This is a genomic window from Streptomyces kunmingensis (genome assembly GCF_039533535.1).
GTDB lineage: Bacteria > Actinomycetota > Actinomycetes > Streptomycetales > Streptomycetaceae > Streptomyces > Streptomyces kunmingensis.
The window spans coordinates 260709-285513 of the sequence record NZ_BAAATS010000001.1; the positions used below are offsets into that span (position 1 = coordinate 260709).

The 24805-nt window shown below is 69.8% G+C and carries 21 protein-coding genes; 14 read left to right on the top strand and 7 right to left on the bottom strand.

What is annotated here, in order from left to right:
* Window positions 1–58 precede the first annotated feature (58 nt).
* Window positions 59–1159 carry a calcium:cation antiporter gene (locus ABD366_RS01085; RefSeq protein ID WP_324766268.1) on the top strand — a complete coding sequence of 367 codons (1101 nt, stop codon included), beginning with the start codon at window positions 59–61 and terminating at the stop codon, window positions 1157–1159.
* Between the two features lie 109 nt (window positions 1160–1268).
* Complete coding sequence (aroQ, locus tag ABD366_RS01090) at window positions 1269–1742, top strand: type II 3-dehydroquinate dehydratase (protein WP_324766267.1); 474 nt, start codon at window positions 1269–1271, stop codon at window positions 1740–1742.
* Window positions 1743–1750: 8 nt separating this feature from the next.
* Here the strand turns inward: aroQ and ABD366_RS01095 are convergent, their stop codons facing one another.
* The 5 genes from ABD366_RS01095 to ABD366_RS01115 all read right to left on the bottom strand — a co-directional run bounded on the left by ABD366_RS01095 (window position 1751) and on the right by ABD366_RS01115 (window position 5772).
* A complete protein-coding gene (locus ABD366_RS01095; protein WP_324766266.1) occupies window positions 1751–2500 on the bottom strand; it encodes an amino acid ABC transporter ATP-binding protein in 750 nt (249 codons plus the stop codon).
* The gene (locus tag ABD366_RS01100; RefSeq protein WP_324766265.1) at window positions 2497–3378 is read right to left on the bottom strand and encodes an amino acid ABC transporter permease; all 882 of its coding nucleotides are present in this window, start codon (window positions 3376–3378) and stop codon (window positions 2497–2499) included. Before ABD366_RS01100 ends, ABD366_RS01095 begins: the two co-directional genes overlap by 4 nt.
* Window positions 3375–4247: an ABC transporter substrate-binding protein gene (locus ABD366_RS01105; protein ID WP_324766264.1), complete on the bottom strand. Its 873-nt coding sequence runs from the start codon at window positions 4245–4247 to the stop codon at window positions 3375–3377. Before ABD366_RS01105 ends, ABD366_RS01100 begins: the two co-directional genes overlap by 4 nt.
* A 130-nt stretch (window positions 4248–4377) precedes the next feature.
* Complete coding sequence (locus ABD366_RS01110; protein WP_324766263.1) at window positions 4378–5034, bottom strand: MBL fold metallo-hydrolase; 657 nt, start codon at window positions 5032–5034, stop codon at window positions 4378–4380.
* 9 nt (window positions 5035–5043) lie between these two features.
* Complete coding sequence (locus tag ABD366_RS01115; RefSeq protein ID WP_324766262.1) at window positions 5044–5772, bottom strand: maleylpyruvate isomerase family mycothiol-dependent enzyme; 729 nt, start codon at window positions 5770–5772, stop codon at window positions 5044–5046.
* 243 nt (window positions 5773–6015) lie between these two features.
* Between ABD366_RS01115 and uvrA the strand changes: the two genes are divergently transcribed.
* A complete protein-coding gene (gene uvrA, locus ABD366_RS01120; RefSeq protein ID WP_324766261.1) occupies window positions 6016–9093 on the top strand; it encodes an excinuclease ABC subunit UvrA in 3078 nt (1025 codons plus the stop codon).
* Between the two features lie 139 nt (window positions 9094–9232).
* On the opposite strand, the gene ABD366_RS01125 is transcribed toward uvrA, so the two are convergent.
* Window positions 9233–10177 (bottom strand): carbohydrate kinase family protein, encoded by a 945-nt coding sequence (locus ABD366_RS01125; protein ID WP_324766260.1) that lies wholly within the window; start codon window positions 10175–10177, stop codon window positions 9233–9235.
* Window positions 10178–10513: 336 nt separating this feature from the next.
* Here ABD366_RS01125 and ABD366_RS01130 point away from each other — a divergent pair, with 336 nt between their 5' ends.
* A complete protein-coding gene (locus ABD366_RS01130) occupies window positions 10514–10945 on the top strand; it encodes a Rieske (2Fe-2S) protein (protein WP_324766259.1) in 432 nt (143 codons plus the stop codon).
* 20 nt (window positions 10946–10965) lie between these two features.
* On the opposite strand, the gene ABD366_RS01135 is transcribed toward ABD366_RS01130, so the two are convergent.
* Window positions 10966–12018 (bottom strand): hypothetical protein, encoded by a 1053-nt coding sequence (locus ABD366_RS01135; protein ID WP_324766258.1) that lies wholly within the window; start codon window positions 12016–12018, stop codon window positions 10966–10968.
* Window positions 12019–12220: 202 nt separating this feature from the next.
* On the opposite strand from ABD366_RS01135, the gene uvrC reads away from it, so the two are divergent.
* The 10 genes from uvrC (at window position 12221) to ABD366_RS01185 (ending at window position 24742) form a co-directional block, all read left to right on the top strand.
* Window positions 12221–14299, top strand: a complete 2079-nt coding sequence (uvrC, locus tag ABD366_RS01140; protein WP_324766257.1) for an excinuclease ABC subunit UvrC — start codon at window positions 12221–12223, stop codon at window positions 14297–14299.
* Window positions 14296–15279, top strand: a complete 984-nt coding sequence (rapZ, locus tag ABD366_RS01145; protein WP_324766256.1) for an RNase adapter RapZ — start codon at window positions 14296–14298, stop codon at window positions 15277–15279. The genes uvrC and rapZ overlap by 4 nt, the downstream gene beginning before the upstream one ends.
* On the top strand, window positions 15276–16313 hold the full coding sequence (locus tag ABD366_RS01150; RefSeq protein ID WP_324766255.1) for a gluconeogenesis factor YvcK family protein: 1038 nt from the start codon (window positions 15276–15278) through the stop codon (window positions 16311–16313). Before rapZ ends, ABD366_RS01150 begins: the two co-directional genes overlap by 4 nt.
* Window positions 16304–17341: a DNA-binding protein WhiA gene (gene whiA, locus ABD366_RS01155; protein ID WP_324766254.1), complete on the top strand. Its 1038-nt coding sequence runs from the start codon at window positions 16304–16306 to the stop codon at window positions 17339–17341. The genes ABD366_RS01150 and whiA overlap by 10 nt, the downstream gene beginning before the upstream one ends.
* A gap of 216 nt (window positions 17342–17557) precedes the next feature.
* Window positions 17558–20491 (top strand): M14 family metallopeptidase, encoded by a 2934-nt coding sequence (locus ABD366_RS01160; RefSeq protein ID WP_324766253.1) that lies wholly within the window; start codon window positions 17558–17560, stop codon window positions 20489–20491.
* A gap of 188 nt (window positions 20492–20679) precedes the next feature.
* Window positions 20680–21690: a type I glyceraldehyde-3-phosphate dehydrogenase gene (gene gap / locus ABD366_RS01165; RefSeq protein ID WP_324766252.1), complete on the top strand. Its 1011-nt coding sequence runs from the start codon at window positions 20680–20682 to the stop codon at window positions 21688–21690.
* A 129-nt stretch (window positions 21691–21819) separates the two neighbouring features.
* Window positions 21820–23031 (top strand): phosphoglycerate kinase, encoded by a 1212-nt coding sequence (locus tag ABD366_RS01170; RefSeq protein WP_324766251.1) that lies wholly within the window; start codon window positions 21820–21822, stop codon window positions 23029–23031.
* A gap of 6 nt (window positions 23032–23037) precedes the next feature.
* Window positions 23038–23814: a triose-phosphate isomerase gene (gene tpiA / locus ABD366_RS01175; protein ID WP_324766250.1), complete on the top strand. Its 777-nt coding sequence runs from the start codon at window positions 23038–23040 to the stop codon at window positions 23812–23814.
* Between the two features lie 132 nt (window positions 23815–23946).
* A complete protein-coding gene (gene secG, locus ABD366_RS01180; RefSeq protein WP_324766249.1) occupies window positions 23947–24177 on the top strand; it encodes a preprotein translocase subunit SecG in 231 nt (76 codons plus the stop codon).
* A 229-nt stretch (window positions 24178–24406) separates the two neighbouring features.
* Complete coding sequence (locus ABD366_RS01185) at window positions 24407–24742, top strand: RNA polymerase-binding protein RbpA (protein WP_072483070.1); 336 nt, start codon at window positions 24407–24409, stop codon at window positions 24740–24742.
* Window positions 24743–24805 lie beyond the last annotated feature (63 nt).

Sequence of the window (24805 nt, forward strand, 5' to 3'; positions counted from 1 at the left end):
GCTGGTCGTTGCCGTGCCTGGGTCGCGGCCCCGCCCCGCCCCGGGCACCATCGGAGACATGATCACCAGACTCCGGGCACTGGCCTCACGCTGGACCGTTATCGTCCCGGTGCTGGCGGTCGTGCTGCTCGCCTGCACGTGGGGGCGCGACCTGCCGGGCGTACTGGTCGCCGTCGTCTCCGTCGTCCTCGCCGGATCCGTCCTCGCGGCCGTGCACCACGCGGAGGTCATCGCCCACCGCGTCGGCGAACCCTTCGGTTCGCTGGTGCTCGCCGTCGCCGTCACGATCATCGAGGTCGCGCTCATCGTCACCCTGATGGCCGACGGCGGCGCCAAGAGCTCCACGCTCGCCCGGGACACGGTGTTCGCCGCCGTGATGATCACCTGCAACGGCATCGTCGGCATCAGCCTGCTCTCGGCCGCGTTCCGCCACCGCGTGGCGATCTTCCAGTCCGAGGGCACCGGCGGCGCCCTCGCCACGGTCGCCACCCTCGCGACCCTCTGCCTGGTCCTGCCGACCTTCACGACCAGCAAGCCAGGACCGGAGTTCTCCACCTCCCAACTGCTCTTCTCGGCCATCGCCGCGCTCGTCCTGTACGGGCTCTTCGTGGCCACGCAGACGGTGCGCCACCGCGACTACTTCCTGCCGATCACCAAGCACGGCGACGTCATCGACGCCGACGACCACGCGGACTCGCCCACCACCCGCACCGCCCTGATCAGCCTCGGAATGCTCGCTCTCGCGCTCATCGCCGTCGTCGGCCTCGCCAAGGGCGTGTCGAAGACGATCGAGCACGGCGTGGACGCCGCGGGCATGCCGCAGGCCGTCGTCGGCGTGATCATCGCGCTGCTCGTGCTGCTCCCGGAGACCATCGCGGCGCTGCGCGCGGCCCGCCGCGACCGTGTGCAGACCAGCCTCAACCTCGCGCTCGGCTCCGCGATGGCGAGCATCGGTCTGACGGTGCCGGCGGTCGCCATCGCCTCGTTCTGGCTGTCGGGACCGCTCGTCCTCGGGCTCGGCGCCACGCACATGGTGCTGCTCGCGCTGACCCTGGTCGTCAGCACCCTGACCGTCGTCCCCGGCCGTGCCACACCCCTACAGGGCGGCGTGCATCTGGTGATTCTCGCCGCATACGTAGAGCTCGCTGTCACGCCGTGACGGGCGCGGGGCGGGCGAGACGGCCGCCGGCAGCCGAGACGGGCCCCGGCCGCGCGAAGCCTCCGTGATAGACCCTCAAGGAGCATTCGCCCGTCGTACGGAGGTCCTTGTGCCGCACACCCTCGCCACCGCGCCGATCCTGGTCCTGAACGGCCCGAACCTGAACCTCCTCGGCAAGCGCCAGCCGGAGATCTACGGGCGCGACACCCTCGCCGACGTCGAGGCCCTGTGCGTGAAGGCGGCCGCCGGCCACGGCGCCACGGTGGACTTCCGGCAGTCCAACCACGAGGGCGAACTGGTCGACTGGATCCACGAAGCCCGTGAGAACCACGTCGGCATCGTGATCAACCCGGCCGCCTACTCGCACACGTCCGTGGCGATCCTGGACGCGCTCAACACCTGCGACGGCCTGCCCGTGGTCGAGGTCCACATCTCCAACATCCACCAGCGCGAGGAGTTCCGGCACCACTCCTACATGTCCCTGCGCGCCGACGGCGTGATCGCCGGGTGCGGTGTACAGGGCTACGCGTTCGGGGTGGAGCGGGTCGCGTCCTTGGCGGCGCCGGGCACCGCGGCGGCGTAACGCACCACCTACAGGCGCCCGGCGTCCACGATCCGTCGCAGGAACTGTCGCGTACGTTCCTGCCGCGGATCCCCGAACACGGCTTCCGGGGCCCCGCGTTCGAGCACCACCCCGCCCTCCAGGAAGCACACCTGGTCGGCGACCTCGCGGGCGAAGCTCATCTCGTGCGTGGCCAGCACCATGGTCATGCCCTCCTCCTTCAAGCCGCGTACGACGTCGAGGACCTCTCCCACCAGCTCCGGGTCGAGGGCAGCGGTGATCTCGTCGAGGAGCAGCAGCCGGGGACGTACGGCGAGAGCCCGCACGATGGCCGCACGCTGCTGCTGGCCGCCGCTGAGCCGGTCCGGGTACTCCCGCGCCTTCGCTTCGAGCCCGAGGCGCTTCAGCAGCCCCCTGGCCCGCTCCTCGGCCTCCTCCCGCGCGACGCCGTGCACCCGGCGCGGCGCGAGCGTGATGTTCTCCAGGACGGTCATGTGCGGGAACAGGTTGTAGGCCTGGAAGACGACGCCGATCCGCCGCCGCACGGCGTCCGCGTCCGTGCGCGGGTCGGTGATCTCCTCGCCGTCCAGCCAGATCGCCCCGTCGTCGATCTCCTCCAGGAGGTTGGCGCAGCGCAGCAGGGTCGACTTGCCCGAACCGGACGCGCCGATCAGCGCGGTCACCGTGTGCGGCGCGACTTCCAGGCCGACGTCGCGCAGGACCACCGTGTCGCCGAAGGTCTTGCGGACGGACTCCATCCGCAGCACGGGCCCGGTCATACGAGACCTCCTTGTGCCCGGCGCCGGTCCATCCGGGCCGTCACCCAGTCGGTGAAGCGGGTCATGGGGATGGTGAGGGCGACGAAGAGAAGACCCGCGACTACATAAGGCGTGTAGTTGAAGTCCTTCCCGGCGATGATCTGCGCCGCGTACACGGCGTCCACCGCACCGCCGATCGACACGAGACCGGTGTCCTTCTGGAGCGACACCATGTCGTTCAGCAGAGGCGGCACCACACGGCGTACCGCCTGAGGCAGCACTACGTAGCGCAGTGTCTGGCGGCTGTTCAGCCCGAGGGAGCGCGCGGCGGCCCGCTGCGACGGGTGGACCGACTCGATCCCCGCGCGGAACACCTCCGCCACGTAGGCCGCATACGTAAGGACGAGGGCGGCTCCGCCCAGGACGACCGGGTCGGTGGTCACCCCCTGGAGGCGCAGCGCGGGCACCCCGAAGATGACCATCAACAGGCAGATGATGAGCGGCAGTCCACGGAAGAAGTCCGTGTAGGCCGTGGCCAGGGCGCGCAGCGGGAAGAACACGGGCCCGCGCAGGGTCCGCGCGAGAGCGAGCAGCATTCCGAGGACGAGCACGCACGCCCCGCACACGAACAGGAGCCGGACGTTGAGCCAGAGCCCCTCCAGGACCTGCGGCAACGCCACGCGCGCGTAGTGCGCACTGAAGAAGGTCTCCTTGGTGCGCGCCCAGCCGGGGGAGTTGACGACGACGACGAACAGGACGGCGCCCGTCACCAGGGTGCTGAGCGCCGCGAGGCCGGTCGCGCGGCGCGCACGGCTCCGCTTGTAGCGCTCGCGCTCCCTGCGCCGCTCGGAGGGTACGTAAGCGTCCTCGGCGGCGGACGGCTGTTTCGCGACGGTCACTTGAGCACCGGGGCGTCGACGGCATCCGACAGCCACTTCTTCTCCAGGGAAGCGAGCGTGCCGTCCTTGCGGAGGGCGTCCACCGCGCCCGTCACGCACGACGTCAGCGCGCTCTCCTTGTCGAGGACGAGGCCGAACTGCTCGGGCGTGCCCGCCGAGTTCTCGAACTGCCCCACGACCTCGGCGTCCGTCACCTCGGCGCCGGTGATGTAGAACGCGGTGGGCAGGTCGACGACGATGGCGTCCACCTGGCCGTTCTTCAGGGCGGACTTGGCGAAGTCGTTCTTCTGGTAGACGGCCGGCTTCTGGGCCGGCCGCACGAGATCGTCGATGTAGTCGAGGCTGGTGGTGCCCACCTGGGCGCCCAGCTTCACGTCCTTGAGGTCGGCGACGCTCGTGGCCTTCGCGGCCTCGGACGACTTCAGGGCGACGACGGCCTGACGCACGTCGTAGTAGCCGGACGAGAACGCCACGGCCTTCTTGCGGGCGTCACTGATCGACACCTGGTTGATGTCGAAGTCGAACTTCTTCGCACCCGGGGCGAAGGAACTGTTGAACGGCACGGTCTGCCACGCCACCCGGTCCGGGCCGTAGCCGAGCCGCTTCGCCACGGCGTACGCGACGGCCGACTCGAAGCCCTTGCCGTTGGCCGGGTCGTCGTCCTGGAACCAGGGCGCGTAGGCGGGCTTGTCGGTACCCACGGTGAGCTTCCCCGAGGCCACGGTGGCCAGCTTGCCGGGAGCGCAGGAGGCGGCCGTGGCGGGCTTCGAGGCGGCCTTCTCCTCGGGCTCGGGGGCGCAGGCCGCGGCGGCGAGGAGAACGACGGCGGAGCAGACGGCAAGACGCGCGGCGCGGTGGGCGAGAGGCATGGCGGGAGACTGACAGCGCGGGGCCCGGTCTGTCGAGGTCGGCCCGACAACTTTCCGCATACTGGGAACGGGTGTTGCAATCTTGTGAACAGCCGTCCGCGCAACCGGCGTTGGCCTGCGGGCCTTCGGGTCACCAGCCCCGCGCGCGCCACTCCTGGAGGTGCGGCCGCTCGGCCCCCAGCGACGTGTCGTTCCCGTGCCCCGGGTAGACCCAGGTCTCGTCCGGGAGCGGCGCGAAGATCTTGGTCTCCACGTCGTCGATGAGGCTCGCGAAGGCCTTCGGGTCCTTCCGCGTGTTGCCGACACCGCCCGGGAAGAGGCAGTCGCCGGTGAAGACGTGGGGGTGGCCGTGCGGGTCGTCGTAGACCAGGGCGATGGAGCCGGGGGTGTGACCGACCAGATGGCGGGCCGTGAGCGTGATCCGGCCGAACTCGATGGTGTCCCCGTCGGCGACCGGGACCTGCGTCGGTACAGGGATGCCCTCGGCGTCCTCGCGCCCCGCGTACGTGCGCGCGCCCGTGGCGGCCACGACCTCCGCGAGCGCCTGCCAGTGGTCGCCGTGCTGGTGGGTGGTGACGACGGCCGCGATGCCGTCGCCGCCGATGAGGCGCAGCAGCGTCGCCGCCTCGTTCGCCGCGTCGATCAGCAGCTGCTGGTCGGTGGCGCGGCACCGCAGCAGATAGGCGTTGTTGTCCATCGGCCCGACCGCGACCTTGGAGATCATCAGGTCCTGCAGCTCGTGCACGTCCGCCGGGCCGCCGACCTTCACCGCTCCGCTGTACGTCATGCGCTCAGCCTATAGCGGGGGCAGCGGAGGCAGGGAGCCGCGGTCGACGGTCAGACGGGCGCCGTCCCTGCGGCCCGACAGCCACCCCAGGAGGTCCGCTTGGCGCCCCTCGACGACGAACGCGCCCGGCTGCGGGTCCACGCCGTCCTCGATCTCCTCCAGGGACAGGCCCCGCACCTCGCCGGTCGGGATCATGCGGCCGTCGTCCTGCTTGATCAGCAGCGGTGGCAGGTCCGGGTGGTTGCGGAAGCGCCGCGTGAGGAAGTTGATCTCCCGCTGCGTGAACTCCTCCGAGAGGTCCTCGAGCTCGTAACCGATGCCCAGGTCCACGTGGTGCAGCTCGACCTCGATCCAGCGCCGGAACGGTACTTGGGAGGCGACGTCCTTGACGCCGTTGCGCAGCTCCACCGTGCGCGACCAGTCCGCGTCCTCGGCCCCGACGTCCTGGAAGCGCTCCGTGCTCGCTCGTACGTCGTCGATCTGGGAGCGCAGCTCCCGCGGGGCGTCCCGCTCGATGTCGGCGTCGCGCGCCTCGGCGCTCTCGTACATGGGCCGGCCGGCGAGGACGTTGACGAGCGCGTCCGCGTTCCGGGCGAGGTGGGCGAGCACATGACCACGGCTCCAGCCCGGAAGCCGTGACGGCTCGGTCACACTCGCGTTGTCCAGAGTGCCGACCGCGGTGAGCAGCCGTTCGGTCGCTTCACGTACAGACACCAGGTCACGCTCGTGATGGTTCATGGCCCAGACGGTAGCCGTGCCACACGTTCGGGTGAAGGTGGCCGACATCATGCTGGAATCGAATGTACGTGCTATAAGGTCGAAGGCGGCATCGGGCATTCTTGAACGTCCGGGTTTGTTACCGAACACGGGAAGCCGACCGCGTTGTCAGTGGCTCCCCCTAGTCTGCAAAAGACAGGCTTCTCAAGGCTTCCTGTCACTCAGGGCTTCCTGTCATTTCTCCCAAGAAAGGTACGGACCGGCGTGGCCGACCGTCTCATCGTCCGTGGCGCGCGCGAGCACAATCTCCGGAATGTCTCGCTCGACCTCCCGCGCGACTCCCTCATCGTCTTCACCGGTCTGTCCGGCTCCGGCAAGTCCTCGCTCGCGTTCGACACGATCTTCGCCGAGGGGCAGCGGCGCTACGTCGAATCGCTGTCCTCGTACGCCCGCCAGTTCCTCGGCCAGATGGACAAGCCGGACGTCGACTTCATCGAGGGCCTCTCCCCGGCCGTCTCGATCGACCAGAAGTCGACCTCGCGCAACCCGCGCTCCACGGTCGGCACCATCACCGAGGTCTACGACTACCTGCGTCTGCTCTTCGCGCGCATCGGCAAGCCGCACTGTCCCGAGTGCGGCCGCCCCATCGCGCGCCAGTCGCCGCAGGCCATCGTCGACAAGGTCCTGGAGCTGCCCGAGGGCAGCCGCTTCCAGGTCCTGTCGCCGCTGGTGCGTGAGCGCAAGGGCGAGTTCGTCGACCTCTTCAGCGACCTGCAGACCAAGGGCTACTCCCGGGCGCGCGTGGACGGCGAGACGATCCAGCTCTCCGAGCCGCCGACGCTGAAGAAGCAGGAGAAGCACACCATCGAGGTGGTCATCGACCGCCTCACGGTGAAGGACTCCGCCAAGCGCCGCCTGACCGACTCCGTGGAGACCGCGCTCGGCCTCGCCGGCGGCATGGTCGTGCTCGACTTCGTCGACCTCCCCGAGGACGACCCCGAGCGCGAGCGCATGTACTCGGAGCACCTGTACTGCCCGCACGACGACCTGTCCTTCGAAGAGCTGGAGCCCCGCTCCTTCTCCTTCAACTCGCCCTTCGGCGCCTGCCCCGACTGCTCGGGCATCGGCACGCGCATGGAGGTCGACCCCGACCTGATCGTCCCCGACGAGGACAAGTCGCTCGACGAGGGCGCCATCCACCCGTGGTCGCACGGCCACACCAAGGACTACTTCGCCCGGCTCATCGGGGCGCTCGCCGACGCGCTCGGTTTCCGTACGGACATCCCGTTCGCGGGGCTGCCGCAGCGCGCGAAGAAGGCGCTCCTCAACGGCCACAAGACGCAGATCGAGGTGCGCTACCGCAACCGGTACGGGCGGGAGCGCAGGTACACGACGCCGTTCGAGGGCGCCGTGCCGTTCGTGAAGCGCCGCCACAGCGAGGCCGAGTCGGACTCGAGCCGTGAGCGCTTCGAGGGCTACATGCGCGAGGTGCCCTGCCCCACCTGTGCGGGCACGCGCCTCAAGCCGATCGTCCTCGCCGTCACGGTCATGGAGAAGTCCATCGCCGAGGTCTCGGCCATGTCCATCAGCGACTGCGCCGACTTCCTGGCCAAGCTCCGGCTGAACGCGCGCGACAAGAAGATCGCCGAGCGCGTCCTGAAGGAGGTCAACGAGCGGCTCCGCTTCCTCGTCGACGTAGGCCTCGACTACCTCTCGCTGAACCGGGCGGCGGGCACGCTCTCCGGCGGCGAGGCCCAGCGCATCCGGCTCGCCACCCAGATCGGCTCCGGCCTCGTCGGCGTCCTGTACGTGCTCGACGAGCCGTCCATCGGCCTCCACCAGCGCGACAACCACCGCCTGATCGAGACCCTCGTCCGCCTCCGAGACATGGGCAACACGCTCATCGTGGTCGAGCACGACGAGGACACCATCAAGGTCGCCGACTGGGTCGTCGACATCGGCCCCGGCGCGGGCGAGCACGGCGGCAAGGTCGTGCACAGCGGTCCCTTGAAGGGGCTGCTGAGCAACGCCGAGTCGATGACGGGCCAGTACCTGTTGGGCAAGAAGTCCATCCCGGTCCCGGACGTCCGGCGGCCCGTGGACCCGGCGCGCCACCTCACGGTGCACGGCGCCAAGGAGAACAACCTGCGGGACATCGACGTGTCCTTCCCGCTCGGTGTCCTCACGGCCGTCACCGGCGTCTCCGGCTCCGGCAAGTCCACGCTGGTCAACGACATCCTGTACACGCACCTGGCGCGGGAGCTGAACGGGGCGCGGTCCGTCCCCGGCCGCCACACGCGCGTGGAGGGCGACGACCTCGTCGACAAGGTCGTGCACGTCGACCAGTCGCCCATCGGCCGTACCCCCCGGTCGAACCCGGCGACGTACACCGGCGTCTTCGACCACGTCCGCAGGCTCTTCGCCGAGACCACCGAGGCGAAGGTCCGCGGCTACCTGCCGGGCCGCTTCTCCTTCAACGTCAAGGGCGGCCGCTGCGAGAACTGCTCGGGTGACGGCACGATCAAGATCGAGATGAACTTCCTGCCGGACGTGTACGTCCCGTGCGAGGTCTGCCACGGTGCGCGCTACAACCGGGAGACCCTGGAGGTCCACTACAAGGGCAAGTCCATCGCCGAGGTCCTGGACATGCCGATCGAGGAGGGCCTCGCCTTCTTCGAGGCCGTCCCCGCGATCGCCCGTCACCTCAGGACCCTGAACGACGTGGGTCTCGGCTACGTCCGCCTCGGGCAGTCCGCGCCGACTCTCTCCGGTGGTGAGGCCCAGCGCGTGAAGCTGGCGAGCGAGCTGCAGAGGCGGTCCACGGGACGCACGGTGTACGTGCTCGACGAGCCGACCACCGGTCTGCACTTCGAGGACATCAGCAAGCTGATCACGGTCCTTTCCGGCCTGGTCGACAAGGGCAACTCGGTCATCGTCATCGAGCACAACCTGGACGTCATCAAGACCGCGGACTGGGTCGTCGACATGGGCCCCGAGGGGGGTAACGGAGGCGGCATCGTCGTCGCCGAGGGCACCCCGGAGCAGGTCGCGTCCGAACCGGCCAGCCACACCGGCAAGTTCCTGCGTGACGTTCTCGGTGCCGACCGGGTCAGTGACGCTTCGGCGCCCGCGGCCCGGACGCGCAAGAGCGCGGCGAAGAAGACCGTGGCCGCCACCAAGGCTCCGGCCAGGAAGACGGCCACGGCGAAGACACCCGCCACCAAGCCGGCCGCGAAGTCGGGCGCGGGCAAGACCACGGGCAAGACCGCCACCAAGGCGGCCAAGTCCGCGGCGGCGAAGCCCACCGCCAAGAAGACGGCCACGCGGGCCCGGAAGGCCTGACGGGTCGGAACGGACCGGTCGTACTCCGTGCAAAACGCTGCGCCCCGCGGGAACCCCCCGCGGGGCGCAGCGCGTTCAATGACCGGATGGGGCGCGCCACCCCGAAGGCTCGGCGCCCACCCCGCGGCGACGCGTACCGCTACAGCCCCCCGAACTCACTCGCGTACGGCGGCTCCGCGCCCGGGCGGGAGCAGGTGATCGCCGCCGCGCGGGCCGCGAACCCCAGCAGCCGGGCCCAGCCGTCGCCGCCCAGGCTCCCGACCGCCGCGGGGGACAGGGCGTCCTGCTGGGACAGGCCGTGCAGCAGCGCCGCGTTGACGGTGTCGCCGGCACCGATCGTGTCGACGACGTCGACCCGCTCGCCCGGTACGGACAGCTCGTCGCCGTCCCGCGTGAAGACGGTGAGCCCCTCACCGCCGCGGGTGACCACCACGGCCGCAGGCCCGGCGGCCAGCCATTCCTGGGGCGTGCCCCCGAGCCATTGCGCGTCCTCCTCGGAGAGCTTGAGGAGCGTGGTGGACGGCAGCCAGCTCTTGAAGCGGGCCCGGTAGGCGTCCGCGTCGGGGATCAGCCCCGCGCGGATGTTCGGGTCGAGGGCGGTGCACACGCCCTGCGCGGCGGCCGAGCGCATCAGTTCCTCGTAGGCGCTCGCCCCGGGCTCCAGGACGAGGGAGCAGGTGCCGAACGACACCGCGCGCGTGCCCGCCACAAGCGCGTCCGGCACCGCGAAGAGCCGGTCGGCGGTTCCCTCCACGTAGAAGGAGTAGCCGGCGGAACCGTCCGCGCCGATGGACGCGACAGCCAGCGTCGTCGGCTCGTCACCCCGCTGTACGGGGGAGACGTCCACGCCGGCCGCCCGCAACCCGCCGAGCAGGGCCTCTCCGAAGGCGTCCCGGGACACGCGCGAGCAGAAGGCCACGGGGGAGCCGAGCCGGCCGAGCGCCACCGCCGTGTTGTACGGCCCGCCGCCGAGCCGGGGCGCGAGCGCGGGCAGCGTCGCGGCCGGGCCGGCGGCCGGGCCGTCGTCGGTGCCCGCTCCCAGCGGGACGAGGTCGATCAGGGCCTCTCCGGCGACGACGATCACGATGGTTCCTCTCGGACGGGACGAGCGGTGCCGATGTGCGCACCAGTGCCGACGGCAGGCTAGAGCCTCACGCCCCGCGGGTCAGCAGGCGTCCCCGATACGGGCACGTCAGGGGCCGATACGGGCACGACGAGGGCGGGAGCGGGCAGCGCACCCGGGGGAGCTGCAGGGGCCGCGGGAGGTGCCCGTCCGCTCGTCGGTATCGTCTGATCTGTCACCCCTGCCTCACGCCAACCTCGCCCCTGTCTCAGGCCGACCTCACCCCTACCCCACGCCCACCCCACCCCGTCCCGCTCCTGTTCCGTTCCGCGGGACAGCGCTTCTTGTGGAGTCCAGATGTCCGGCACGGCCCCTTCCCGCATCTCCCGTCGCACCGCCCTGCGCGGCGCCGCCGTCGCGGGGACGGCCGGCCTCGGCCTGACCGCCTGTTCCACCGGGTCCGGCGGCGGCGCGGCGGCGGCGCCCACAGCGCCGGTCGACTTGGGCAAGGCCGACGAGGTGCCCGCGGGCGGGGCGAAGCTCTACAAGGACGAGCACGTCGTCGTCAGCCGTACCGAGGACGGCGCGTACAAGGCGTTCAGCACGATCTGCACGCACGCGGGCTGCCCGATCGGGATGCTGAAGGGCACGGAGCTGACCTGTAACTGCCACGGCAGCAAGTTCGACGCCACGACCGGCAAGGTGCTGCACGCCCCGGCGACCACGCCGCTGGAGGAACTCGCGGTGAAGGTGGAGGGCGGCAAGATCGTCGCCGGTCCCCAGAAGTAACCCACAGCCCCCGGACCGGATCACTCCCAGTCCCAGCCGATCCCCAGCAACCCCGCCCGCACCTGTGGTTCCACCAGATGCACCGACCGGTGGTGACCGCTGAGCGCCAGTTCCTGACGGCCGGCGCGCGGCGCCGCCGTCGACTGCTGGGCGAAGCGGTGGCAGCGCACGGGCAGCGCGTCATCGGTGAACCGGACCTGGAGCGCGTACTGCCCGCCCGCGAAGTCGAAACCGCGGACGTACTCGGTCGAGGCGCCGGCCGTGCCGTCCTCGAAGCCGTAGCGGAACAGATGGGTGTCACCGGTCCGCAGCCGCGCGTCGAAGAGCAGCTCCGCCACCAGGACCCCCGTCCCGCCGTCCCACCGCACACGCCCCGTACGGCAGTTCTCCAGGGCATGTACAGCGACGTCCCCGGGCGCACACCCGGGATCGCCGTGGTGCACGGCCACATACCGGTCCACCCCGTCGCGGTGCGCCCGCACGATGTGCTGGGAGTCCCGGCCGAGCAGCTCCCTGCGCGGCCCGATCCGTACGCGCTCGTGCTGTCCGACCGTGTGCAGGCCGCCGTCCAGCGGTGACTCCAGCTCCCCGAGCAGGCGCGCGAGAACCCCGGACGCCTCGACGAGCGAGCGGTAGGAGCGGGCCGGCCGTTGCCGCGCGGCCGTGTTCGCGGTGGGGCCGAGCAGCCGGATGAGGGACTCCTCGGGCAGTTCGAGAATCTCCTCGAGCGCGCGTACGGCCCGCATCGACTCCGGGCGCTGTGGCCGCCGCGCGCCCTGCTGCCAGTAGCTCAGGCTCGTCACGCCGACCTTGATGCCCTGGCGCGACAGATGGTGCTGGACCCGGTGCAGCGGCAGCCGCCGTGCGGCGATCGCGGCCCGAAGGGCGAGGTGGAACGGGCCGGTGCGCAGGGCCGCGTCCAGGGTGGAGGACTTGGCCGCTTCCAGGGTGGGGGACTGCGCCGCGTCCGGGGTGGGGAACTGTGCCGCTTCCTTGTGCCGTTCGCCGAGCCGCATCCAGGCCTCCTGCTTCTCCGCGCTGCGGCGGCTGGTCGGTGTACAGAAGTTGTTCACATCCGTACGAAGTCATTCACCGTCCCAAGTCACCCGGCATTGAAGCGTGTTGACCTGCACTCGACAAGGTTGGCTGCTCACCGCGTCCGGATCTGCCCCCTGCCCCTCGGAGAGGGCGCGGCCGACGGCCGCGGCAGCCCTCCGCCCGGGCGTCGGCGCCGGGCGCCCCGCACTGTCACACCCCGCCAGTAGGGTGTCTGACATGGCCGACCCCTCCAGCTACCGCCCCAAGCCGGGACAGATTCCCGACACCCCGGGGGTGTACAGGTTCCGAGACGAGCACCGCCGGGTGATCTACGTCGGAAAGGCGAAGAGCCTGCGCCAGCGCCTGGCGAGCTACTTCCAGGACCTGGCGAACCTGCACCCCCGTACGCGCACCATGGTCACCACGGCCGCCTCCGTGGAATGGACAGTGGTGGGCACGGAGGTCGAGGCGCTCCAGCTGGAGTACTCCTGGATCAAGGAGTACGACCCGCGGTTCAACGTCAAGTACCGCGACGACAAGAGCTATCCGTACCTGGCCGTGACGATGAACGAGCAGTTCCCGCGCGTCCAGGTGATGCGCGGGCAGAAGAAGAAGGGCGTGCGCTACTTCGGGCCCTACGGGCACGCGTGGGCGATCCGCGACACCGTCGACCTCCTGCTGCGCGTCTTCCCGGTCCGCACCTGCTCCGCGGGCGTGTTCAAGAACGCGACGCGTACCGGCCGCCCCTGTCTCCTCGGCTACATCGGCAAGTGCTCGGCCCCCTGTGTGGGCCGCGTCACCCCCGACGAACACCGCGAGCTGGCCGAGGAGTTCAGCGACTTCATGGCGGGCCGCACGGGCACGTACATCCGCCGCCTGGAGAAGGACATGGCGGTCGCCGCCGAGGATATGGAGTACGAGCGCGCGGCCCGCCTCCGTGACGACATCGAGGCGCTGCGCAAGGCCATGGAGAAGAGCGCGGTCGTCCTCGCCGACGCCACCGACGCCGACCTCATCGCCCTCGCGGAGGACGAGCTGGAAGCAGCCGTCCAGATCTTCCACGTACGGGGCGGACGCGTCCGCGGTCAGCGCGGCTGGGTCACGGACAAGGTCGAGGCGGTCACCAGCGGCGACCTGGTCGAGCACGCGTTGCAGCAGCTCTACGGGGAGGAGACCGGGGACTCCGTCCCCAAGGAGGTCCTCGTCCCGGCGCTGCCGGACCCCCTGGAGCCCGTCCAGGCCTGGCTCACCGAGCGCCGCGGATCGGGCGTGTCGCTGCGTATCCCGCAGCGCGGTGACAAGAAGGCGCTCATGGAGACGGTGCACAGGAACGCGCTGCATGCGCTCGCCCTGCACAAGACGAAGCGCGCCTCCGACCTCACCACGCGCTCCCGGGCCCTGGAGGAGATCGCCGAGGCCCTAGGCCTGGACAGCGCCCCGCTGCGGATCGAGTGCTACGACATCTCGCACCTCCAGGGTGACGACGTCGTGGCGTCCATGGTGGTCCTGGAGGACGGCCTCGCTCGTAAGAGCGAATACCGCCGCTTCCAGATCAAGGGATTCGAGGGGCAGGACGACGTCCGCTCCATGCACGAGGTGATCACCCGCCGCTTCAAGCGCTACCTCGCCGGGCAGGAGAAGTCGGGGGAGTGGTCCGACGCGGAGCTGACGGACGACGACGACGGACCGAGCGAGTCCACCCTCACCGAGGACGACGGCCGCCCCAAGAAGTTCGCCTACCCGCCCCAGCTCGTCGTGGTCGACGGCGGCCAGCCGCAGGTCGCCGCGGCCAAGCGGGCCCTGGACGAGCTGGGCATCGACGACATCGCGGTCTGCGGTCTGGCCAAGCGCCTCGAAGAGGTCTGGGTGCCGGACGAGGACGATCCGGTGGTCCTGCCCCGCACCAGTGAGGGGCTCTATCTCCTTCAGCGCGTGCGCGACGAGGCGCACCGCTTCGCCATCACCTATCAGCGCACCAAGCGGGCCAAGCGCTTCAGGGCGGGCCCGCTGGACGAGGTGCCGGGCCTCGGAGACGCGCGTAAACAGGCGCTCATCAAGCATTTCGGTTCGGTGAAGCGGCTCCGGTCCGCCACAATCGACCAGATCTGCGAGATTCCCGGCATAGGCCGCAAGACGGCCGAGACGATCGTGGCGGCCTTCGCCAAGGCGGCACCGGCGACGCCCGCCGTGAACATGGCCACCGGAGAGATCATGGAAGACGAAGAGAGCACGACGGAGCACGCGACGGACGCGGGCTCCGCAGAGGAGCCCGTCAGCACGGGAGCCTCGGAAGAACGACGGGGGCAGGAGCCATGAGCGAGCACGGAAGCAGTGAGACCAGCGGTACGGCGGACAGCCCCGCACAACCGGAGCACGGAGCACAGGTGAGTACCGGCGCAGGCGCGAAGAAGGACACCCCGGCCGTCCCGGACGCCGCCATCCCCGAGCTGGTGATCATCTCCGGGATGTCGGGCGCGGGCCGCTCCACCGCGGCGAAGTGCCTGGAGGACCTCGGCTGGTTCGTCGTCGACAACCTGCCGCCCGCCCTGATCCCCACCATGGTGGAGCTCGGCGCCCGCTCGCAGGGCAACGTGGCGCGGATCGCGGTCGTCGTCGACGTACGAGGACGCCGCTTCTTCGACAACCTCCGGGAGTCCCTCGCGGACCTGGAGGCCAAGCACGTCACCCGCCGCATCGTCTTCCTGGAGTCCTCCGACGAGGCCCTGGTGCGCCGCTTCGAGTCGGTGCGCCGCCCGCACCCCCTCCAGGGCGACGGCCGCATCGTCGACGGCATCGCGGCCGAGCGCGAGCTCCTGCGTGAGCTGCGCGGCGACGCCGACCTCGTCATCGACACCTCCAGCCTGAACGTGCACGAGTTGCGCGCCAAGATGGACGCCCAGTTCGCCGGCGAGGAGGAGCCCGAGCTGCGGGCCACCGTCATGTCGTTCGGCTTCAAGTACGGCCTGCCCGTCGACGCCGACCTCGTCGTCGACATGCGCTTCCTGCCGAACCCGCACTGGGTCCCCGAGCTGCGACCCTTCACCGGCCTGAACGAAGAAGTATCGAACTACGTCTTCGCACAGCCGGGCGCCAAGGAGTTCCTGGACCGCTACACCGAGCTGCTCCAGCTCATCGCGGCCGGCTACCGCCGCGAGGGCAAGCGGTACGTGACCATCGCCGTCGGCTGTACCGGCGGCAAGCACCGCTCCGTCGCCACGTCGGAGAAGCTCGCGGCCCGGCTCGCTTCGCAGGGCGTGGAGACCGTGGTCGTCCACCGCGACATGGGCCGCGAATGACAGGACGCACGCTACGGCTCACCAGCAGACTGGGCCGTAGAAAGCCACTGGCGACGCGCCGCAAGGGCGCGACACCCAAGGTCGTCGCTCTCGGCGGCGGCATGGGCCTGTCGGCCTCCCTGGCCGCGCTGCGCCGCATCACCGGCGACCTCACGGCCGTCGTCACGGTCGCCGACGACGGCGGCTCCAGCGGGCGCCTCCGTGACGAGCTGGGCGTGCTGCCGCCCGGGGACCTGCGCAAGGCCCTCGCGGCGCTCTGCGGCGACGACGACTGGGGCCAGACCTGGGCCCGCGTCATCCAGCACCGCTTCCAGTCGCCGGGCGAGATGAACGGGCACGCGGTCGGCAATCTGCTGATCGTCGCCCTCTGGGAGCAGCTGGGCGATCACGTACAGGCGCTCGACCTGGTCGCCGAGCTGCTCGGCGCGCACGGGCGCGTGCTGCCCATGTCCGCCGTCCCGCTGGAGCTCCAGGCCCTGGTCAAGGGGCACGACCCGGACCGGCCCGACGACGTGGACACCGTCCGGGGGCAGGCCACGGTGGCGCTCACCCCCGGCGAGGTGCAGTCCGTCCACGTGGTGCCGCACGACCCGCCGGCCGTGCCCGAGGCGGTCGCCGCCGTCCTCGACGCGGACTGGGTGGTGCTCGGTCCGGGCTCCTGGTTCTCGTCCGTGATCCCGCATCTGCTCGTGCCCGAACTGCTCGACGCGCTCGTCGAGACGAAGGCCCGCCGGGTCCTCTCGCTCAACCTCGCGCCGCAACCCGGAGAAACCGATGGGTTCTCACCGCAGCGTCATTTGGAGGTTTTGGGACGACACGCCCCTAAACTCGCCCTGGACGTGGTGCTGGCCGACGAGGCCGCCGTGCCCGACCGCGAGTCTTTGACCGACGCCGCCAAAGAGCGTTTCGGTGCCGCGGTCGAGCTGGCGCCGGTAGCCAGGCCCGACGGGACTCCGAGGCACGATCCGGAGCTGTTGGCCGCCGCGTACGACCGTATTTTTCGGATGCATGGAAGGATCGGCCCATGGCGATGACGGCAGCGGTGAAGGACGAAATCTCCCGGCTCCCCGTCACCCGGACCTGCTGCAGAAAGGCCGAGGTTTCGGCCATTCTGCGGTTTGCGGGCGGCCTTCACCTGGTGAGCGGCCGCATCGTGATCGAGGCGGAGCTGGACACCGCGATGGCCGCACGGCGGCTCAAGCGGGACATTCTCGAGATCTTCGGGCACAGCTCGGAGCTGATCGTGATGGCGCCCGGCGGACTGCGCCGCAGTTCGCGTTTTGTCGTACGAGTGGTCGCGGGCGGCGATCAGCTGGCCCGCCAGACGGGTCTCGTGGACGGCCGTGGCCGTCCGATCCGGGGCCTTCCGCCGCAGGTGGTCTCGGGGGCCACCTGCGACGCGGAGGCGGCCTGGCGCGGCGCGTTCTTGGCGCACGGCTCGCTCACCGAGCCCGGGCGCTCCAGCTCGCTCGAAGTGACCTGCCCGGGTCCGGAGGCCGCGCTCGCCTTGGTCGGCGCCGCCCGCCGCCTCTCGATCGCGGCGAAGGCCCGTGAGGTGCGCGGCGTGGACCGCGTGGTCGTCCGCGACGGCGACGCGATCGGCGCGCTGCTCACCCGGATGGGCGCCCACGAGTCGGTGCTGGCCTGGGAGGAGCGGCGGATGCGCCGCGAGGTCCGCGCCACCGCGAACCGCCTCGCCAACTTCGACGACGCGAACCTGCGCCGCTCGGCCCGCGCGGCCGTCGCCGCCGGCGCCCGTGTGCAGCGCGCCCTGGAGATCCTCGCCGACGACGTGCCGGAGCACCTCGCCGCCGCCGGCCGGCTGCGCATGGAGCACAAGCAGGCCTCCCTGGAGGAGCTGGGTGCCCTCGCCGACCCGCCGCTGACCAAGGACGCCGTCGCGGGCCGTATCCGGCGGCTGCTCGCCATGGCGGACAAGCGGGCGCAGGACCTCGGCATCCCCGGCACGGAGTCGAACCTGACGGAGGAGCTGGCCGAGGAGATGGTGGAAGAAATGGCCGAGGAGATGGCCGAGAGCCTCGCGGACAACCTCGCGGGCTGAGCCGCGGGACAGACGCGGTAGGAGCGTCCTACGTACGTAGGTGAACCGGTGGCGGTGCCCATGGAGGCGCCGCCACCGGTTTTCTGCTGCCTCACGCCGACCCCCGCGGGGCCTCCGAGGCCCCCTTGACTTGACCATGAACTGTCATGAGTCTGGCGGCTGTTCGCTTCTGTGGCAGCGCGCCACGACCGCGGCAGACAACTGCAAGGGGGGCTCATGAGACGAAGAGCGAGATCGATCCTCGCTGTCGGAGCACTTGTACTGGGACTGGGCGGGGCCGCACTCGCGCCGGTCGCCCAGGCGGAGAGCGGAAGTGCGGCAAGCGGAAGTTCGGCGAGCGGGGATCCGGGCGCGGACGCCGTCAAGGTGTTCCGCGCCGACGTGTCGAAGGAGCAGATACCCCTGCTTCTCCAGGCGGGCCAGGACGCTCATGAACTCAGTGAGCAGGCGCCCGAGAAGGGCACCGCGGAAATCGAGGTGTACCTCACCGGGAAGCAGGCCGACGCGCTGCGCGGCAAGGGCGTCGAGCTCACCGAGCACAAGGTGACGGCCAAGGCCGAGGCGCGCGTCGAGGCGGCGGGCGACGGTGTCTTCCGCCCGTACAGCGGCAAGGGCAATCTCCAGGAGGAGATCGTCCGCACCGGCCAGGAACATCCCGGCCTCACCAAGGTCGTCTCCATCGGCAAGACGGTCCAGGGCCAGGACATCCTCGCGCTGAAGCTCAGCAAGGGCGCCAAGAAGGTCAAGGACGGCGCCAAGCCGGCGGTCCTCTACATGTCCAACCAGCACGCGCGCGAGTGGATCACCCCGGAGATGACCCGCCGCCTGATGCACTACTACGTGGACAACTACGCCAAGGACCGGCGTATCAAGAAGATCGTCGACTCCACGGAGCTGTGGTTCGTCCTGTCGGCCAACCCCGACGGCTACGACTGGACGCACAAGGCGGCCGCCAACCGCCAGTGGCGCAAGAACCTGCGCGACGTGAACGGGGACGGCGCCATCACCGCCGGCGACGGCGTCGACCTCAACCGCAACTTCGCCTACAAATGGGGCTACGACGACGAGGGTTCGTCCCCGCGCGCCGCCAGCGAGACCTATCGCGGCACGGGGCCCAACTCCGAGCCCGAGACCAAGGCCATCGACGCCTTCGAGAAGCGGATCGGCTTCGACTACGCCATCAACTACCACTCCGCCGCCGAGCTGCTGCTCTACGGAGTGGGCTGGCAGGTCGCCACGCCGACACCGGACGACGTGCTCTACAAGGCGCTGGCCGGCACCCCGGAGAACTCCGCGATCCCCGGCTACCACCCGCAGGTCTCCTCCGAGCTGTACACGACCAACGGCGAGGCCGACGGACACGCGGGCAACGTGAACGGCGTCTCGATGTTCACGCCCGAGATGAGCACGTGCCAGACCGCTTCGAACATCGACCCGAACGATGCCTGGCGGCCCCAGGACTGCGCGTCGATCTTCACCTTCCCGGACGACGAGAAGCTCATCCAGGACGAGTTCGCGAAGAACGTGCCCTTCGCCCTCTCCGTCGCGGAGACCGCCTCCCACCCGGACCAGCCCTCGTCGGCGGTCGGCCTGGAGGCGCCCGACTTCACCCCGGCCACCTTCGCGACGTCCTACGCGCGCGGTGGCGACCAGGAAGTCTCCGTCGTTGCCCGTAAGTCCGTACGCGACAAGGAGCTGAACTACCGCGTCAATGACGGCCGTTCGCACGACGAGAAATTGCGTGCCTGGAAGGGCGGCGAGACCTACGGAGGCGAGGACAATCTCCACTTCGACGCCTATCGGGCGAAGGTCGACGGCGCCGATGTGGGCGACAAGGTAGAGGTGTGGTTCACGGGGCGCACGAAATCCGGAAAGCGCACTTCCAGTGACCACTTCACGTACACCGTCGCCGCGCGCCCGAAGGCGGACACTCTTGTCGTCGCGGAAAACGACGCCACAGGGCAGCAAACAGCCGCATACGTAGACGCGCTCAAGGCCGCGGGGCGCAAGGCCGCCGTCTGGAACGTGGCCACGCAAGGCGTACCGGACCCGCTCGGGGTCCTCGGCCACTTCGAGGCGGTCGTCCACTACACGGGCGCGGACCGTCCCGGCCTCGCCACCCAACTCGCCCTGCGCGACTACCTCAACGAGAGCGGCAAGCTGATCGAGGCGGGCGAGAAGGCGGGCGGCTCCGTCGACATCGTCGACACCACGACGAACGACTTCAGCCAGTACTACCTGGGCGCCTACTCCCGCACCGCGGCGCCGGTCGCCACCCGCTTCGACGGTTCCGGTGAACTCGCGGGTATCGCGGCGACCCTCGGCGACGCCCCCGGCAACCCGCTCAACGGCGCCGGTCTGTATGAGGCCACGTCGGCCACCCTGCCGCAGTTCAAGAGCGCCGGGGCCGGCCAGTACGAGGGCGCGGGCATGGCCGCGGCCGTGCACACGGACGACGCCTACAAGCGCCTGACCCGCACCATCGACCTGAACCGCGTCACCGCGGCCGACCAGCCGACCCTGCGGGCGCAGCTGCTGTGGGACACCGAGGCCGGCTACGACCACGTCATCCTGGAGGTGCACACGGTCGGCGCCGAGGACTGGACGACCCTGCCCGACAAGGAAGGTCTGACCTCGAACGCCGTACCGACCGAGTGCGAGGCCGGCTTCTTCATCGAGGACCACCCGGCCCTGAAGCGCTATCTGACCCCCGACGGCGCCGCCTGCGGCAACACCGGCACCTCCGGGGCCTGGAACAGCCTCACGGGTTCCTCGGACGACTGGAAGACGGTCGCGTACGACCTGAGCGCCTACGCGGGCCACTCCGTCGAGGTGTCGCTCAGCTACGTGTCCGACCCGGGCAGCGGCGGCGAGGGCGTACGGGCTGACAACGCGTCCCTCGTCACCGGCGGCCAGGCCACCGAGACCGAGGGCTTCGAGACGTCCCTGGGCGTCTGGCAGGTCCCCGGACCACCCGAGGGAAGCCCGGCCGCGGTCCGGGACTGGGCGCTCGCCAAGGACCTGTTCACGACCTACGGGGCGATCAGCACTCCGGACACCGTTCTCCTCGGATTCGGTCTGGAACACGTGACCACGGCCGCCGATCGAAATGCGCTCATCAGAAAGGCACTGCGCTCAATTAGCGACTGACGTCTTCGAAATACCCGGAAAATATGCGGCGGCCCGTACGTTACTGACGAGTACGGGCCGCTGTGTCCTGCATAGGGCGGCTCGATGTCACCCCAAGCCCTTATGGGAGGTAGGGTCGAAGGCGGTCGGGGACATCCCAATACATCTCGCCGGCGTCGAATCCGGCGTACCAACGAGGAGATCGGTTCGTGACGATCCGCGTAGGCATCAACGGCTTTGGCCGCATCGGTCGCAACTACTTCCGCGCGCTGCTCGAGCAGGGTGCGGACATCGAGATCGTGGCTGTCAACGACCTGGGTGACACCGCGACCACCGCGCATCTTCTGAAGTACGACACCATCCTGGGCCGCCTCAAGGCCGAGGTGTCGCACACCGAGGACACCATTACGGTCGACGGCCACACCATCAAGGTGCTGTCCGAGCGCAACCCCGCCGACATTCCGTGGGGTCAGCTGGGCGTCGACATCGTGATCGAGTCGACCGGCATCTTCACCAAGAAGGCCGACGCCGAGAAGCACATCGCCGGTGGCGCCAAGAAGGTCCTCATCTCGGCTCCGGCCAAGGACGAGGACATCACGATCGTGATGGGCGTCAACCAGGACAAGTACGACGCGGCGAACCACAACGTCATCTCGAACGCCTCCTGCACCACCAACTGTGTGGCGCCGATGGCCAAGGTTCTCGACGAGAACTTCGGCATCGTCAAGGGCCTGATGACGACGGTCCACGCGTACACGAACGACCAGCGCATCCTGGACTTCCCGCACTCGGACCTGCGCCGCGCCCGCGCCGCCGCCGAGAACATCATCCCGACCACGACGGGTGCCGCCAAGGCCACCGCCCTGGTCCTGCCGCAGCTCAAGGGCAAGCTCGACGGCATCGCGATGCGCGTCCCGGTCCCGACCGGCTCCGCCACCGACCTGGTCGTCGAGCTCCAGCGCGAGGTCACCAAGGACGAGGTCAACGCCGCGTTCAAGAAGGCCGCCGACGACGGCGACCTCAAGGGCATCCTGTTCTACACCGAGGACCCGATCGTGTCCTCCGACATCGTGAGCGACCCGGCGTCCTGCACCTTCGACTCCTCCCTGACGATGGTTCAGGAAGGCAAGACGGTGAAGATCCTCGGCTGGTACGACAACGAGTGGGGCTACTCCAACCGCCTCGTGGACCTCACGGTCTTCGTCGGTGGTCAGCTCTAAGGTTCCAGAGCAACAAGGCATCACGATGTGAGCGAAGGTCCGGACCCGCGCGAAGCCGCGCGTCGGTCCGGGCCTTTCGCGCGTCAGCCTCACCGCCTCACCAGGAACAGCCTCACTAGGAGTCCAGTCATGCAGACCATCGAGGAACTTCTCGCCGAAGGGGTCGACGGCAAGCGGGTGTTCGTCCGCGCCGACCTCAACGTGCCGCTGGCCGAAGGCCTGATCACCGACGACGGCCGCATCCGCGCCGTGCTGCCCACCGTCAAGGCGCTGGCCGACGCGGGCGCCAAGGTGATCGTCGCCTCGCACCTGGGCCGTCCCAAGGGCGCCCCGGACCCCGCGTTCTCCCTGCTGCCCGCCGCCGAGCGCCTCGCCGAACTCCTGGGCAAGCCCGTGGCGTTCGCCCAGGACACGGCCGGCCCCGCCGCGCACGACGCGGTGAACGGTCTGGAGCCGGGCCAGGTCGCGGTCATCGAGAACCTGCGCTTCAACGCGGGGGAGACGAGCAAGGACGACACCGAGCGCGGCGAGTTCGCCGACCAGCTCGCCGCCCTGGCCGACGTCTACGTAGGCGACGGTTTCGGCGCCGTGCACCGTAAGCACGCTTCCGTGTACGACCTCGCGAAGAAGCTGCCGCACTACGCCGGCTTCCTCATCGCCACCGAGGTCGGCGTCCTGAAGAAGCTCACGGACGATGTCAAGCGCCCCTACGTGGTCGCGCTCGGCGGCGCCAAGGTCTCCGACAAGCTCGCCGTCATCGACCAGCTGCTCGGCAAGGCCGACCGGCTGCTCATCGGCGGCGGCATGGTGTTCACGTTCCTCAAGGCCAAGGGCTACGAGGTCGGTACCTCGCTCGTCCAGGAGGACCAGCTCTCGGCGGTGACCGAGTACCTGGAGCGCGCCGAGAAGAACGGTGTGGAGATCGTGCTGCCGGTGGACGTCGTGGTCGCGCCCGGGTTCCCCGACCTCAAGGCCAAGGCCCCGACCCACCCCGCCACCGTCGCCGCGGACGCCATGCCCGCCGACCAGATGGGCCTGGACATCGGTCCGGAGTCCGGCACGCTGTACGCCTCGAAGCTCGCCGACGCGCAGACCGTCTTCTGGAACGGGCCGATGGGCGTCTTCGAGCACCCCGACTACGCCGAGGGCACCAAAGCGGTCGCCCAGGCCCTCCTCGACTCCCCGGGCTTCACCGTGGTGGGCGGCGGCGACTCCGCCGCGGCCGTCCGTACCCTGGGCTTCGACGAGAAGGCATTCGGCCACATCTCGACCGGCGGCGGCGCCTCCCTCGAGTACCTCGAGGGCAAGACGCTGCCCGGTCTCGCCGCACTGGAGGACTGACCCTTAATGAGCACCCGCACGCCGCTGATGGCGGGCAACTGGAAGATGAACCTCAACCACCTCGAGGCCATCGCCCACGTCCAGAAGCTCGCCTTCGCCCTCGCGGACAAGGACTACGAGGCCGTCGAGGTCGCCGTCCTGCCGCCCTTCACCGACCTGCGCTCCGTCCAGACGCTGGTCGACGGCGACAAGCTCAAGATCAAGTACGGTGCCCAGGACGTCTCGGCGCACGACTCCGGCGCGTACACCGGCGAGATCTCCGGCTCGATGCTCGCCAAGCTCAAGTGCACGTACGTCGCGATCGGGCACTCGGAGCGGCGCCAGTATCACGCCGAGACCGACGACATCGTCAACACCAAGGTGAAGGCGGCCTACAAGCACGGCCTGACCCCGATCCTGTGTGTCGGCGAGGAGCTGGACGTGCGCGAGGCGGGCGACCACGTCTCCCACACGCTCGCCCAGGTCGAGGGCGGCCTCAAGGACCTGCCCGCCGAGCAGGCCGAGACCATCGTCATCGCCTACGAGCCGGTCTGGGCCATCGGCACCGGCAAGGTCTGCGGCGCCGACGACGCGCAGGAGGTCTGCGCGGCGATCCGCGGCAAGCTCGCCGAGCTGTACTCGCAGGACGTGGCCGACAAGGTCCGCATCCAGTACGGCGGTTCGGTGAAGTCCGGCAACGTCGCGGAGATCATGGGCAAGCCGGACATCGACGGAGCCCTGATCGGTGGCGCCTCCCTGGACACCGACGAGTTCGTCAAGATCGTCCGCTTCCACGAGCAGTGATCAGCGAGTGGCGCGACCTGTGAGTATGCGCTAGCGGCGATACGTCGTACTCTTGCGGGGCCGAAGCTCTTTTCCTTTGAGCTTCGGCCCCGTCGTCCGAAAAGTTCCGAGGAAGTTGGTCCAGCCGTGGTTATGGGGTTCTCGATCGCCCTGATCGTCTTCAGCCTGCTGCTGATGCTCCTGGTGCTCATGCACAAGGGAAAGGGCGGCGGTCTCTCCGACATGTTCGGAGGCGGCATGCAGTCCTCCGTCGGCGGCTCTTCGGTCGCCGAGCGGAACCTGGACCGGATCACGATCGTGCTCGGTCTGCTCTGGTTCGCGTGCATCGTGGTGCTCGGCATTCTTATGAAGATCAACAACTGATTTTCACGCCGAACCCTCGGTTCCACCCGTCACAACTGCACAGAGCTCACGTAAAGCCCCATGTCCGGTACGCGCTCAACAGCGCCGCCTATCATGGGGCTTGCGTCTAGGGGAGGGCAGGTAACTCCAACCACTGGACGCGCGTTGGGCCTTACGTAGACTGAGGCGCTCCGCGGCGAAGCGAGACGCCGACACGCTTCGCGGCACCATCACGCAGGGAGTTACGACCGTGGCAAGTGGCAACGCGATCCGAGGAAGTCGGGTCGGGGCGGGGCCGATGGGCGAGGCCGAGCGTGGCGAGTCCGCGCCGCGCCTGCGCATCTCCTTCTGGTGCTCGAACGGGCACGAGACGCAGCCGAGCTTCGCCTCCGACGCGCAGGTGCCGGAGACCTGGGACTGTCCGCGCTGCGGCTTCCCCGCCGGACAGGACCGGGACAGCCCGCCGGACCCGCCGCGCACCGAGCCGTACAAGACGCACCTCGCGTACGTGCGGGAGCGGCGCAGTGACGCGGACGGCGAGGCGATCCTCGCCGAGGCGCTCGCCAAACTGCGGGGCGAGATCTAGACGTCGACGACCGGCCGGGTGCCCCTGAGGGCGCCCGACCGGTCCTGTTCCGTCGTCCTGTTC